The sequence below is a fragment of the Elizabethkingia sp. YR214 genome, assembly GCF_003058195.1.
In the GTDB taxonomy this organism is placed as follows: domain Bacteria; phylum Bacteroidota; class Bacteroidia; order Flavobacteriales; family Weeksellaceae; genus Elizabethkingia.
In genome coordinates, this window is sequence record NZ_QBUH01000006.1 from 284,325 (window position 1) to 299,419 (window position 15,095).

12 protein-coding genes are annotated in these 15,095 nt (G+C 37.9%); 5 read left to right on the forward strand and 7 right to left on the reverse strand.

What is annotated here, in order from left to right; all coding sequences use genetic code 11:
• Positions 1-24 precede the first annotated feature (24 nt).
• From C8J95_RS14145 to C8J95_RS14165, 5 genes are read right to left on the reverse strand one after another with little or no spacing between them, the layout of a single operon-like run.
• The gene (locus tag C8J95_RS14145; protein ID WP_107809057.1) at positions 25-774 is read right to left on the reverse strand and encodes a succinate dehydrogenase/fumarate reductase iron-sulfur subunit; all 750 of its coding nucleotides are present in this window, start codon (positions 772-774) and stop codon (positions 25-27) included.
• 18 nt (positions 775-792) lie between these two features.
• Positions 793-2,709, reverse strand: coding sequence for a fumarate reductase/succinate dehydrogenase flavoprotein subunit (locus C8J95_RS14150; RefSeq protein ID WP_107809056.1), 1,917 nt, complete (start codon positions 2,707-2,709; stop codon positions 793-795).
• Between the two features lie 11 nt (positions 2,710-2,720).
• Positions 2,721-3,377: a succinate dehydrogenase cytochrome b subunit gene (locus C8J95_RS14155; protein WP_078403666.1), complete on the reverse strand. Its 657-nt coding sequence runs from the start codon at positions 3,375-3,377 to the stop codon at positions 2,721-2,723.
• A gap of 16 nt (positions 3,378-3,393) precedes the next feature.
• Positions 3,394-4,824: an anion permease gene (locus C8J95_RS14160; protein ID WP_078403664.1), complete on the reverse strand. Its 1,431-nt coding sequence runs from the start codon at positions 4,822-4,824 to the stop codon at positions 3,394-3,396.
• 44 nt (positions 4,825-4,868) lie between these two features.
• Positions 4,869-6,038, reverse strand: coding sequence for a porin (locus tag C8J95_RS14165; RefSeq protein ID WP_107809055.1), 1,170 nt, complete (start codon positions 6,036-6,038; stop codon positions 4,869-4,871).
• A 712-nt stretch (positions 6,039-6,750) separates the two neighbouring features.
• Here C8J95_RS14165 and C8J95_RS14170 point away from each other — a divergent pair.
• The 5 genes from C8J95_RS14170 (at position 6,751) to C8J95_RS14190 (ending at position 13,197) form a co-directional block, all read left to right on the forward strand.
• Positions 6,751-8,094 carry a DUF3472 domain-containing protein gene (locus C8J95_RS14170; RefSeq protein WP_107809054.1) on the forward strand — a complete coding sequence of 448 codons (1,344 nt, stop codon included), beginning with the start codon at positions 6,751-6,753 and terminating at the stop codon, positions 8,092-8,094.
• A 224-nt stretch (positions 8,095-8,318) separates the two neighbouring features.
• Positions 8,319-9,200, forward strand: coding sequence for a helix-turn-helix domain-containing protein (locus C8J95_RS14175; protein WP_255412820.1), 882 nt, complete (start codon positions 8,319-8,321; stop codon positions 9,198-9,200).
• Positions 9,201-9,295: 95 nt separating this feature from the next.
• On the forward strand, positions 9,296-11,236 hold the full coding sequence (locus tag C8J95_RS14180; RefSeq protein ID WP_107809053.1) for an oleate hydratase: 1,941 nt from the start codon (positions 9,296-9,298) through the stop codon (positions 11,234-11,236).
• An 81-nt stretch (positions 11,237-11,317) separates the two neighbouring features.
• Positions 11,318-12,214, forward strand: coding sequence for a 3-hydroxyacyl-CoA dehydrogenase (locus C8J95_RS14185; RefSeq protein WP_107809052.1), 897 nt, complete (start codon positions 11,318-11,320; stop codon positions 12,212-12,214).
• A gap of 38 nt (positions 12,215-12,252) precedes the next feature.
• Entirely contained in the window at positions 12,253-13,197 is a 945-nt protein-coding gene (locus C8J95_RS14190; RefSeq protein ID WP_107809051.1) for an alpha/beta fold hydrolase, read from the forward strand.
• A gap of 3 nt (positions 13,198-13,200) precedes the next feature.
• On the opposite strand, the gene C8J95_RS14195 is transcribed toward C8J95_RS14190, so the two are convergent.
• Positions 13,201-13,902, reverse strand: a complete 702-nt coding sequence (locus tag C8J95_RS14195; protein ID WP_107809050.1) for a LytTR family DNA-binding domain-containing protein — start codon at positions 13,900-13,902, stop codon at positions 13,201-13,203.
• Positions 13,895-14,956: a sensor histidine kinase gene (locus C8J95_RS14200; RefSeq protein ID WP_107809049.1), complete on the reverse strand. Its 1,062-nt coding sequence runs from the start codon at positions 14,954-14,956 to the stop codon at positions 13,895-13,897. Before C8J95_RS14200 ends, C8J95_RS14195 begins: the two co-directional genes overlap by 8 nt.
• Positions 14,957-15,095 lie beyond the last annotated feature (139 nt).

Consider the following 15,095-nt stretch of genomic DNA (forward strand, 5'->3'; position numbering starts at 1 on the left):
ATTATCTAGATTATCTAGTACATATTAGTTCTTTTTATAAAATAATGCTCTGCTGTATTCATAGTTCATACGGGCAATATTCAGTACAGATATTCCCTGCGGGCATTCCACCTCACAAGCTTCTGTATTGGAGCAATGCCCGAAAAGTTCTTCATCCATTTGCTTCACCATACTGACAACTCTTTCATTTCGCTCTTCCTTTCCTTGTGGTAAAAGAGCCATATGGGAAATTTTTGCAGAAGTAAACAATGCCGCACTGGCATTTTTACAGGTAGCCACACATGCACCGCAACCAATACATGCAGCTGCATCAAAGGCTTCTTCCGCCAGCTGATGTGTAATAGCAATTGTTTTTGCATCAGGTGCCTGTCCCGTATTCACAGATACAAATCCACCGGAAGCAATAATTCTGTCTAATGCAGAACGATCCACTTTAAGATCTTTTTTCACAGGAAAAGCTGCAGCACGAAATGGCTCAATCACGATAGTATCACCATCTTTAAAAGATCTGAGGTGCAACTGGCAGGTAGTTGTATTTTTAAGTGGTCCGTGGGCAATCCCGTTGATCATCATTCCACATTGTCCACAGATTCCTTCCCGGCAGTCATGATCGAATTCTACAGGTTCTTTTCCTTCCAGAATAAGCTTTTCATTCAGGGTATCAAGCATTTCCAGAAATGACATATGAGGATTAAGCTGATCCAGTTTATATTCTTCCAGCTTTCCTTCAGCATTTCTGTCTTTCTGTCTCCATATTTTAAGGTATAATTGCATAGCTTTTTTAGATTTAAATTATTTGTAACTACGTACTACAGGCTGTATTTCTTCAAAAACAAGAGGTTCTTTTACCAGTTCAGGTTCCTGCTCTTCTCCTGTCCAACCCCAGGCAGAAATAAACTGAAATTCAGTATCATTTCTAAGCGCTTCACCATCCGGAGTCTGATATTCTTCACGGAAGTGCGCTCCACAGGATTCCTTACGGCTAAGTGCATCGTAGCACATTAGTTCTCCAATCTCAAAATAATCAGCAACTCTTCCAGCTTTCTCCAGTTCTCCGTTCATACGGTCTCCGGATCCCGGAATTGTAACATTCTGATAAAACTCGTTTTTCAGCTTTCCGATCTCTTCAATAGCATATTTTAGTCCCTCTTCATTTCTGGCCAATCCACAATAGTCGTACAGGAGTTTACCCAAGGTTTTATGATAATAGTCTACTGTTTTATTTCCTTTAACCTCCATAAATTTCTGAATTTGATCTTTCACTTCTTTTTCAGCTTTTTCAAATTCAGGATGTTCAGTCGATATTTTTCCGGTATGGATTTCTCCGGAAAGATAATTAGCAATTGTATAAGGAGCTATAAAATAACCATCCACAGAAGCCTGAAGAAGTGAGTTAGCTCCTAAACGATTAGCTCCGTGATCTGCAAAATTGGCCTCGCCCAAAGCAAACAATCCCGGAATTGTCGTCATAAGTTCATAATCTACCCACAAACCTCCCATAGAAAAGTGTGCAGAAGGAGAAATCATCATCGGTTCTTTATAAGCATCATAGCCTGTAATTTTAAGATACATATCGAACAGGTTTCCATACTTTTCTTTAATTTTATTTTTACCCTGCTCTTTTATAGCTTTGGAAAAGTCCAGGTAAACTGCATTTTTCAATGGTCCGATTCCAAAACCTGCATCAATTCTCTCTTTTGCAGCCCGCGATGATATATCTCTTGGTGCCAGATTCCCAAATGCAGGATACCTTCTTTCCAGATAATAATCCCTTTCCTCTTCCTGAATATCATTAGGTTTTCTGGTTTCACCTTCTTTAAGCGGCACCCATATTCTTCCGTCGTTTCTTAAAGACTCTGACATCAGGGTTAATTTCGACTGATAATCTCCGGACTGTGGCAATGAAGTAGGGTGAATCTGTATCCAGCTTGGAGAAGCCATTAACGCCCCTTTTTTATGCGCCCGCCATATTGCAGAACCATTACAGCCCATTGCCAGTGTAGAGAGGTAATAAATTTTTCCATAACCTCCGGTAGCCAATACAACGGTGTGTGCCGCATGTCGCTCTGTTTCTCCGGTATCAAGATTCCGCACAATAATTCCGCGTGCCTTACCATCAATTACAACCAAATCTAGCATTTCGTGGCGGGAAAACAGTTGTACACTTCCCTTACCAACCTGTCTCATCAACGCCTGATAAGCGCCCAGCAGCAACTGCTGACCCGTTTGTCCTCTTGCATAGAACGTACGGCTCACCTGTACACCACCAAAGGAACGGTTATTCAGATAACCACCATACTCCCTACCAAACGGAACACCTTGTGCTACCGCCTGATCTATAAGATTAAGAGAGCATTCTGCCATACGGTAAACATTGGCTTCACGTGCCCTAAAGTCACCTCCTTTCAAGGTATCTACAAACATCCGGTATACACTATCACCATCATTTTTATAGTTTTTAGCAGCATTCACTCCTCCCTGAGCAGCTACCGAGTGTGCTCTCCTCGGACTATCCTGAAAACAGAAAGCTTTTACATTATATCCCAGCTCGCCAAGAGACGCAGCAATCGAACTTCCTGCCAATCCTGTCCCAACCACAATTACGTCAAGTTTTTTTCTGTTGGCAGGATTAACCAGTTTAGCTGTTTTTTTATAGTTTTCCCATTTTTCTTCTAACGGGCCTTTTGGTATTTTAGAATCTAACATCATTTGCTCATTAATTATTTAACGGTAAGAAATACATAAACAGGCATCAGCGCAAATCCAACACTGATAATTACCGAGTAAGCAATTCCTGCTATTTTAATCCATTTTACATATTTAGGATGGAATAATCCCAATGTTCTTACAGCACTGTAAATCCCGTGAATAAGGTGATAACAAAGTGCAATCATAGAAATTACATAGATGACTACATACCACCATTCTTTAAAAACTGTAATCACCAGAATGTACAGATCTTTGTTTCCTTTATCATCCAACGGAAGATTTCCGAATTTGTATACGTACCAGAAATTCTGAAAGTGAATCACCAAAAAGATAAGAATCAGCGTCCCCAATATCCCCATATTTCGGGAGTACCATTTACTGGCTCTTCCTCTTCGGTCGGACTGATATGTACCGCCTGATTTTTTATTTTTTATTGTAATCACCAGGCCGTCTATTGCATGCAAAATAATACTGGTATACAGAACCAATGAAACAATTTTTATAACAATATTTCCGGACAAAAAGTGAGAATAAGCATTAAACTGTAAGTGCGCTTGTTCCTGCGGAAGGAAGAGTTGTAAATTTCCTAAAAAATGAATCAATAAAAAGAAACCCAGGAACAGCCCAGTAAGGCACATCAGCATTTTTCTTGAAAGTGTATTCAGCATAATTATAATTAATTGATTAATAATATCCCAGTACTTTCATCCACAGACCTCCTATGACCATATAGATGATGAGTAAAACTATTCCTATTTCCAGACCTCTGAGCCACCATGCTTTTAATTCAACATAACCACTACCGAAGTATACCGGTGCCGGACCATGTCCGTAATGCGTAAGCACACCATATATAGATCCCATGAAACCAAGCATCATAGCCAATAACATTGGTGGAATTCCTAAAGAAACGCCTACACCCAGCAAGGCTGCATACATGGCAGCTACGTGAGCTGTAGCACTGGCAAAAATGTAGTGACTGAAGAAATAAACCAGTATAATAACCGGGAAGGCTACCTGCCAGCTCAATCCTCCAATTTTTACTTTAATCAAGTCGCTAAACCAACCAATAAACCCTAATTCATTAAGAGAGCTCGCCATCATTACCAACACTGCAAACCATACAATGGTATCCCATGCTCCTTTTTCAGATTTCACATCTTCCCATGTTAACACAGAAGTTAGTAAAAGCAATGTAAGTCCGATAAATGCAGTGGTTGTAGCGTCTATAGAAAGAGAACCTCCAAAAATCCACAAGAATAATAAAATAAAGAAAGCCAGCAACATTAACCATTCATGGCGGGAAACTGCTCCCATTTCTTTAAGCTTTTCAGCAGCCATTTTCTGAGCACCATCCGTTTTCTTTAATTCAGGTGGATACAATTTGTAAAGCACCAAAGGAACGACAAAGAATGCGACCAATCCCGGCACAAAACCTGCGACAGCCCATGACATCCATGTAATATCTATTCCCAGATTGGCTGCAAATTTCTGGCACATCGGATTACTCGCTGTACCGGTAAGGAACATTGAAGATGCTATCAGATTCATGTAATAACTGTTCAGTGTAAGGAAAGAACCCAGCTTTCTATGGGTTTCCGGCTGATCTGGCACAGAACCAAAACTAATCGCCATGGATTTCATAATAGGGTAAATAATTCCGCCACCTCTGGCTGTATTACTTGGGATAGCAGGTGCCAGACACATATCTGCAAGGCCTAATCCGTAAGCAAGTCCAAGAGAACTTTTTCCGAAAACCCGAATGAATAAAAAGGCAATACGATTACCTAATCCGGTTTTGATAAATCCGCGGGCAATAAAGAAAGATATCCCTATTAGCCAAATTACCTTGTCTCCAAATCCAGTCAGTGCTTTTGTAATTGACTTACCTGCATCTCCGGGAGCCAGCACCTGTGTAAGTGCAGTAAAGCCTATAGCCATCATACACATTGTTCCCATTGGAGCAGCTTTTAGAATAATTCCTAAAATTGTTGCCGCAAAGATGGCAAACAAATGCCATGCATCCGGAGTTACACCATCCGGAACCGGAATAAACCAGATGACTACAGCAATTGCAAAAGTGAATGCAATGTTCCTGATATTAATCTCTTTCATGAGTATATTTTTGTTTATTATTTTAAATAAGTGATATTTTCTGACTAAAACCGGCTCTGTACCTGAACAATAAATAAGTTGTTATTGTATTGGTTGGTATTTTTTACCTGTTTTTTATAACGGTCTATCTGCATGCCCAGCTGTATTCTTGCCCCGTAGTTTTTCAGAAACTCCAATCCAAACATTGGCGTAATGGTTTGTCGTGGATTAGAGTCCCGACGGAAGTTGTTGTCCAGATATTCGTAGCGGCAAGAGAATTCTAAAGCGCTTAGATTTTTATGGTTAATCTCGTATCTGAAATTAGGAAGAAAATAAACACCCCGTACCAGATAGTCATCCGGGTTAGAAGTTCTTACGTCTTCAGCTAGAGAATTGTACAATACATGATTGGTTGCCTGTTTAGCTTCTAACTGCATATCCAGACTCCAGCGGGAATCAAACTTAATATCTCCGGTAACGTCTACGCCAACGGCATATACTTTTTTGCTAAAAACTTCACCTACCCCTCCATTTAAACCAAGATTGAAATTGTATTTAGGAGACAATCCCAATACCAAACGTGTTGAATATTGTTTGCCATTATCATTGTCATTGATCTGATTCTTTCCGTTTCCGTTAACTACGGACACCGCATACTGCAAAGGCATTTTACCAAGTTGTACCTGTCCGCCGACAGAGGCCCCTATCTGGAAGCTGGTCCATCCCAATTTTCCGAATTCTGTGTACTGATTGGACCAATCCAGTGATTTAATAATATCTACCGGATAAGTTTCTTCTATACCAAACCATGGACGGAACTGCCCCACGGTAATAGCTATTTTAGGATTGAAGGTATACTTGATGTAAGCATTTTCCAGTACACGGCCTTTAGGATCGTTTTTAAAATCGGCTAAGTTAGCAAGTGCAACAACCTCAGTACGTTTACTGATTTGTGCTTTCATCTGCACCCGCATATACTTAATCATAAAATTATTGCTGGTACCGCTGTGGTCACTATGATGAAGACCATTTACGTCTACATCCTTTGTCATACCTACCAGATAACGTCCCTGAAAAAGGCCTTTGAATTGAAACTGAGGATATTTTACTTCAGCTACTTCTTGCTTTTTAGCAGTTAATGAATCCTTTACTGAATCTTTGGTTTGTGCATTACTGAAAAATGCTCCCAATAATAAGGGAATAAAAATAAATTGTGGATACTTCCTATTACTCATATAGCAATTTTTGAGATTAGCGGGCTAATCATTTGTTATTTCTGTTGTTTAAAGTTCCGATTTTCCTTCTCCTTTTTCAAGCATATCGACCTGTTATATTTCAGGTCGATATATGATTTATTACATAGATAAAAACTTTTATTATGCATATTATTTCAATAAATTAACTAAAATTAATAAATATTTGATAACAATATAATTAAATTGATTCTAAATTAGAAGTTAAAGGTATAAAATAACTCTTAGCCCTTTCGGTACAGTAATCTATCCCAATTCTATTTTTCTATATTTCTACATTTTTCCACCATATATAACATTAATAAAGCAAGATTAATCTTGATATAAGAGAATTAATCTACAGTGGGTAAACCAGAAAATATAAGAGTATAGTTACGAATTCAAACATAACGACTAACACAAAGACACTACTTTAACGTAGTGTTTCAACAAGCCTTTAAGGCACAAAGGAAAAATCTTTGATTTTTCTGCTAAATTTCACATTTTATCATAAGATAAAAGCTTTGTGCCCTAAAAAGCAGCATGATATTTATTGTCTTTGTGACTTTGTGATTATTCCGAACTTGGTCATTTAGCTTTTCATAATAATCAACAGCTTTTAATTGTCATTAAATCAACATTTAACAGAATAAACTTTCGTTTCATTCAAAAAAATAATTATTTTAGTATCAGTAAACTAAATCACAAATAAGTTATGAGATCTAAACTATTAACCGGTACCTTTTTGGGTATTGCACTATTTGCTTTCCAATCGTGCAGAGAAAACAACATCACAACAGAAGAATCTGTCTCACCACAAGCTAAAGCTTCCGCTGTCACAGTTTCTACATTCAGCGTACCTGTCGCAGGAAATTCATTCCTAACAGTAAAACCTTCCGGAGCCAACGAGGTGATTACCTCCACCAAGCTGGGTAACTGGACCAATTCCAACACTGTTATCAGTACATACTTCAGGGTGAGCAATCCTGGAACCTTAAGTATTGGATTAAAAGCATCTGTTCCGTCCGGAACCAGTGTTGTAAAAGTAACTGTAGGAAATGTTTCAAAAAATGTTACTTTAACCGGATCTGCCAATACCAGCTACACCGCAGGAGATTTCAATATTTCTTCTCCGGGGTATGTAAAAGTAGATATACAGGGAGTGTCTAAAACCGGAGGTTACTTTGCCGATGTAACTGACATCACATTCGGTGGCACTGCAGCCTCGGGAACCAATATCTTTAGTAATGATACATCTTATTATTACTGGGCACGCAGAGGACCTTCATGCCACTTAGGTTATACAATCCCCACAAGCAGCAATGTAAGCTATTATTATAATGAAGTAACTGTTCCGGTTGGAGAAGACAAAATCGGTTCTTATTTTATGGCCAATGGTTTTGGCGAAGGCTATTTTGGTATTCAGGTAAATTCGGCTACAGAAAGAAGAGTTTTATTCTCAGTATGGAGCCCCTTCCCTACAGATGATCCTAACAATATTCCACCGGATCACAAAATAGTATTAAACAGAGCCGGAAGCGGTGTTACAATTGGTGAGTTTGGTAACGAAGGTTCCGGAGGACAGAGTTATTATAAATACAACTGGACAGCCGGACAAACCTATAAATTCTTATTAAAAGGTGAACCGGACGGAACTGGAAAAACGGATTACACAGCATGGTTCCTTTCTCCGGATACTACAACATGGAAGCTTATCGCCAGCTGGAAAAGACCACAAACCAGTACTTACCTGAAAGGTTTCTATAGTTTTGTGGAAAACTTCAATCCTGAAAATGGATACATGGGAAGAAAAGCTGAATTTAAGAACCAATGGGTAAGAACATCAGCAGGAAACTGGCAGGCTGTATCTGCAGCTAAGTTCACTGTAGATGCTACTTATAATGCACAACAAAGAATTGACGCTATGGGCGGAACAAACGGAAACAGTTTCTTCTTACAAAACGGAGGTTTCTTTAGTACTATCGTAGCTCCAGGCACTCAGTTTTCTGTTACCGCACCTACTCAGGCACCTAATATAGATTTCTCCACACTGCCTTAATAAAACAACATTTACATATTAACATTTTATAGCTGCTATTACTTTTTGAAAGTAATAGCAGCTTTTTTTTCATAAACCTCATCTTATTTTCCGCAAAAGCATTATCCATGCGGAATATCACGTATAAAATATTCCATAATAATTCTAAAAAAACGTAAATTAGTAGTTTTTGAAAACTAATTATATACACTCTCCATTTCTGGCTTGTGCCTGACTTATACAATATGGAAACAAAAATGTACGAGAACCTTCAGGAAACACTTTCATTTTATGGTATTAATTGTCATAAGCCTTATTATATTTCTTCGGGAAATCCTATTTTCCAGTTTCCAAAAAGATCTTTCCGTATAGATTTTTATGCTTTCTGTATTTGTACCGAAGGCAATACTGATGTAGAAATAGACAATCAGAAATACAATATAACCCAGAATAGTTTTCTTATTTCGGCACCTTCAACCGTTATTAAGTTTCTGCACACCAGTAAAGATTTCAGAATGAAGCTTTTATTTTTTGACAAGAACTTTCTTCTGAAAAATATTATAGATCCTTTTTTCATTGAAAAACTAGGCTTATTCAGAAGTTTAACATTCAGTATTATCAGTCCGGACCAGGATCAGGCGTTCAAGTTGCTTCGATTATTGGAATATTTGCAGGATAAAACTGGAATAAACGGGCGCTTTTCTGAAGATATTGTACGTACTATTATATTCAATTTGTTATTAGAAACTGCAGAAATTATTAATTCAGAAAAGGAAAATACTCCTGAAGAAATTTTCTCTGAAGGAAATAACCTGTTCCTTAAATTCACACAACTGGTACAGAATAATGTAATCCGGCATAAAGACATTCAGTATTACGCCGATCAGTTATTTGTCACCGGTAAACATCTTATTAAATTAGTAAAAAGAGCATCCGGAAAAACACCTCATGAAATCATCAATGAAAGCCTCCTAAAAGAAGCCTTTATACTACTAAATAATCCCGGAATTACATTCACCGAAATAGCTTATCAGCTCAACTTCAGTTCAGTTTCCGCCTTCGGAAGATTTTTTAAGCGTTATTCCTCACTTTCTCCTACGGAATACAGAAAGCAGCAAAATTTATAGGTAAGGAAATTGAGTACAACTTTGGCGAACTTTGGCTTGCAGTAAAAGCCTTATATGGCAGTAACTTCGTTACAAGAATTACAAACAACTGCAATATGAACCCAATAACTTCAAAATTCAACAAAGTACTAAATGCTTCTCCTGAATACAGACATGTGAACCATGAACCGGATTCCAGCAAAGAACAACAACGCAACACACCACAAAAGTCTATGCCTTTTTCTGATCAGATCGGAAATTATCAAAGAAATAAGGGTATCCCTGTTCAATCATATGATGACAGTAAGATTTATATTATAGGAAGTGGTATCGCCGGGATGTCTGCAGCTTATTATTTTATACGCGATGGGCATGTTCCTGCAAAAAACATTACCTTCCTGGAACAATTGCATATTGATGGCGGTTCATTGGACGGTGCCGGAAACCCAACAGACGGTTATATTATCCGTGGAGGGCGTGAAATGGATATGACGTACGAAAATCTTTGGGACATTTTCCAGGATATTCCAGCATTGGAAATGCCAGCTCCTTACAGCGTACTGGACGAATACAGATTAATAAACGATAACGACTCCAACTATTCCAAAGCCCGGTTAATCAATAACAAAGGTGAAATAAAAGACTTTAGTAAGTTTGGACTGAACAAAATGGATCAGTTAGCTATTATAAGATTACTGCTAAAGAATAAAGAAGAACTGGACGATTTAACAATCGAAGATTATTTTAGTGAGTCCTTCCTGAAAAGCAATTTCTGGACTTTCTGGAGAACGATGTTTGCCTTTGAAAACTGGCATAGTTTACTGGAACTAAAGCTTTATATGCACCGATTCCTTCATGCTATAGACGGGCTAAACGATTTATCTTCACTGGTATTTCCTAAATACAACCAGTATGATACTTTTGTAACTCCTCTTCGTAAATTTCTTCAGGAAAAAGGTGTTAATATTCATTTGAACACCTTGGTAAAAGATCTGGATATCCACATCAATACCGAAGGAAAAGTTGTAGAAGGAATTATCACCGAGCAAGACGGTAAGGAAGTCAAAATCCCTGTTGGTAAGAACGACTATGTAATTGTAACCACAGGCTCCATGACAGAAGATACCTTCTACGGAAATAATAAAACGGCCCCTATTATTGGTATAGACAATAATACAAGCGGACAAAGCGCCGGATGGAAATTGTGGAAAAACCTGGCCGCAAAATCAGAAATTTTCGGTAAACCAGAGAAGTTCTGTAGCAATATAGAGAAGTCTGCATGGGAATCTGCAACGCTTACCTGTAAACCTTCAGCACTTATCGACAAACTGAAAGAATACTCTGTTAACGATCCTTATTCCGGAAAAACTGTTACCGGTGGGATTATTACGATTACAGATTCCAACTGGTTAATGAGCTTTACCTGCAACAGACAGCCACACTTCCCGGAACAACCGGATGATGTACTGGTACTTTGGGTTTATGCATTATTCATGGACAAAGAAGGAAACTATATTAAAAAAGCAATGCCAGAATGTACCGGAGACGAAATCCTTGCTGAGTTATGTTACCATTTAGGAATTGAAGATCAGCTAGAAAATGTACAGGAAAATACAATTGTAAGAACTGCATTCATGCCTTATATAACTTCTATGTTTATGCCAAGAGCCAAAGGCGATCGTCCAAGGGTAGTTCCTGAAGGCTGTAAAAACCTGGGACTGGTAGGTCAGTTTGTAGAAACTAACAATGATGTAGTTTTCACTATGGAAAGCTCTGTAAGAACAGCAAGAATTGCCGTATACAAATTACTAAACCTCAACAAACAGGTTCCGGACATTAATCCGCTTCAGTACGACATCCGACATCTGCTGAAAGCTGCAAAAACACTGAATGATGACAAACCATTTGTAGGTGAAGGCTTATTGAAAAAAGTCCTTAAAGGAACTTATTTCGAACATGTACTTCCGGCAGGTGCAGAAGAGGAAGAAGAACACGAATCCTTTATTGCTGAACATGTAAACAAGTTCAGAGAATGGGTAAAAGGAATAAGAGGATAATAAATACTTTCAGAAGCGGTAATAGATTAACTACCGCTTCTGAATATTTGCATTAAAAACCAATTATAAAAAACATTTAATATGAACTTTCAAAACATAACCGTAGCAGGAAGCGGTGTATTGGGCTATCAGATTGCTTTCCAAGCTGCATTTCACGGATTTAATGTAACCGTTTATGATATTAACGACGAAGTGCTGGAAAAAGCAAAAGCCAAATTCAGCATTCTGAGTGAAGCTTATAAAACAGACCTGAAAGCAACACCGGAACAGTTAGATGCTGCTTTTAAAAACCTGCAGTATACAGCAAACCTGGCTGAAGCTGTGAAAAATGCTGATCTATTAATTGAAGCTGTACCGGAGAGTCCGCAGATAAAGATAGGCTTCTACGAAAAGCTAAAAAGTATAGCTCCGGAGAAAACAATTTTCGCGACCAATTCTTCCACAATGTTACCAAGTCAGTTTGCTGAAAGCATCGGTCGCCCAGAGAAATTTCTGGCACTGCATTTTGCCAACGAAATCTGGAAACACAATACCGCCGAAATTATGGGACACCCGAGTACAGATAAAAATGTATTCAACGATGTTGTTGCTTTCTCTAAAGCCATAGGCATGGTTGCGCTTCCGTTACAAAAAGAACAGCCCGGATACATTGTAAACTCCTTGCTCGTTCCTTTACTAAGTGCCGCAACTAATCTTCTTGTAAATGAAGTAGCTGATGCGGAAACAATAGACAAAACATGGATGGTAGCTACCGGAGCTCCGACAGGACCTTTCGGAATTCTGGATATTGTAGGAATTACTACAGCATACAACATCAACAAAATGGCAGCAGATGCTACAAATGACCCATTAAAAATAAAAACAGTGGAATATCTGAAAACAAACTTTATCGATAAAAATAAGCTTGGTGTTTCAACCGGTGAAGGTTTTTATACTTATCCGAATCCTGCTTATAAAAAAGATGATTTTTTAAAGTAAATTAGCTTCAGAATATTTTATAACAGCTAATCCCTGATATGGTTATACAAACTTCAGATTATATTCAGCACAACGGAATATCACAATCAAAAGCTACGGAATCTTTCTATACATTGTTTCGTCCGGAAGGTGGAAATATAAAAGCAACACTCCTTATTTTGCATGGCATGCAGGAGCACAGCGGACGTTATACTGAATTTGCTCAATATCTGGCTGAACAGGGATTAGCTGTTATTACTTACGATCATCTCGGGCATGGCAAAACAGCCAAAAACTGTGAAGATTTGGGCTTCTTCCAGATCAGCAATCCGGCACAGCAAGTGGTAAATGATGCTGAAAATATAGCCGATTATCTGGAGAAATTATATCCCGACGTTCCACATTTTCTCTTAGGACATTCCATGGGATCTTTTATTGCACGCTGCTTATTGCAACAAGCATATTCCAGATTCAGCGGAGCCATTATTGTAGGAACAGGAGGCAAAGTTACAGGTTCAAAATTTGGAAAGGCGATTTCCGCATTGTTAAATAAGATCATACCTCACTACCGCAGTAATTTTATCAATACTTTTTTCAATAAACAAAATAACCTGTGTTTCAAAAATGAGCCCGCAGAAAACGGTACTAACTGGCTTAGTGTTGACAGAAACAACCGACAAGTGTTTTTACAGGATGAATTATGTGGTACTCCCTTCAGTATCAATGGATTTTACACGCTGTTATCGGTTAATGTAAAAGCCACAGACAGACACTGGGCGAGAACTTTACCCCAAACATTCCCTATGCTATTCATTAGTGGCAGCGACGACCCTATCGGTAATTTCGGCAAGGGCATTCAGCAGACCGTTTCAGATTTAGAGCAAGATGGCTTTAAAGACATTAGCATGAAATTGTACACTGGAATGCGCCACGAAATACTTAATGAAACTGATAAACAGGATATCTATACAGACATTATCAACTGGATTGGAAAATATCTTTAAAAGTTATCCACGAAGTCCTTTTGAAAAAAAGTTCTGAATAAAATCGTCAAAAGCTTTTTTATAGCTCCTTCCTATCGGAACAGATTGTACATCCAGTACAACCTCATCGGGACCAAATGCTGTAATATATTCTGAATTGATCATGAAAGACCGATGAATTCGGATAAAACCTCTATCTGACAAGTACATTTCCATCTCCGTCATTGTACTCTTTGTAATAAACTCTGTTTTATTTTTCAGAACGACTTTGATATCGTTCCCCTGACTCTCCAGACAAACTATATCTGCCAACACTACTTTTCTTTGCAAGCCTTCAGATTTCAGAATGATAAATTCTGCAGCTTCTTCTTTCTGATTATTTCTTAACACTCTTTCTACGGAACGAAAAAAGCGCTCAAAGGTTACGGGCTTCAGAAGATAATCCACAGCTTCCAACTCAAAGCCTTCTAATGCAAACTCACGATATGCCGTTGTAAAAATTGTTTTAGGTCTTTGCGATAAGGATTTTAAAAATTCTATTCCATTCAGATCCGGCATATGAATATCCAGAAACATAAGATCAACCGTTTGGTTTTGCAGCAATCGATATGCTTCCATTGCATTCCTGGCAGTACCGACAACACATAGGTTTTCGATTTTGGAAATATGATTTTCCAAAAGTTTTATTGCCAAAGGCTCATCATCTACAACAATACAATTAATCATGAAAGGCCGGAGTAATCAGTTCTACAATAAATCTATTTTGTTTATGCAAAATACTAAATGTAAAATTATTTTTATAATACAGCTTCAATTGTTCCTTTATATTATCCAGTCCTATCCCGCCAGCATTACTTTCAATATTTGGAGGACATGTATTTTCAACTCTCAAAACGGACTGTTCCGGAGTTGTTTTTATATCAATATAAATTTCTGCTCCTTCACTCATCTTGCCAGCTCCGTGTTTGAAAGCATTTTCTACAAGTGAAAGATAAATCAGGGGTGGAATAACATTCGGGCTATCCAGTTGTGTATGCAAATTCAGCTGAAGTCTTTCATCATAACGCAGTTTCTCCAGTTCGATATAGTTATTTACAATCGTCAGTTCATCGGAAACAGCGGCCATTTTATTCTGGCCTTTGTATAAAATATAATCCAGAATATCCGAAAGACGGCTAATGGATTCCGAAGTTTTCCCAGGATCTAACAATGACAATGAATAAATATTGTTCAGAGTATTAAACAGAAAATGGGGATTCAACCGGGATTTTAATGCCTGAAGCTCAAGTTCTGCTTTTTCCTTTAATAACTTTTCATGATTCTGCTTCTCATTCCGATACCTCAGCATAAACATGACGGAAATAAAAATAAAAGCTCCGGTAATAATAGGAAGTGTATAATGGAAAAAAAGATATTTTAAATCTGTAAAAATACTAAGCAATGTATCCTGTGGATAGCTCACAAAGAAAGGCTCGGCTATATATACAATAAATAACCGATTGATTACCGATATACCATATAATGACAATAACAGATATACTGAGAATTCAACATATCTTCTGTTGTCAAAATACTTCCGGACCAGAAAATAATAAATAAAATTGGCACCTATAATCTGAAAAATCCAATGGCAGAAATCATAGATAATCATTTCACGGAAATCAGGATTCTCGTGCTCACCATAATTTCTGGCTGTAACAAGCAGAAATAAAGCAACCCAAAAGAATACCTGAAAATATAAAGATTGCCTGACAGGTTTTCCGGATAATATTTTTACCATACTCAAAATTAAAAATTCCACCTCTACAACCAATACTGCTGTGATAAAATCTGAATAATTAAGGATAGACAGCGCAAATAAAATGTCAAACGATTTTTAAAGTTATCCACATTGGAATTAGTGCTGTCTGTCTGCATGG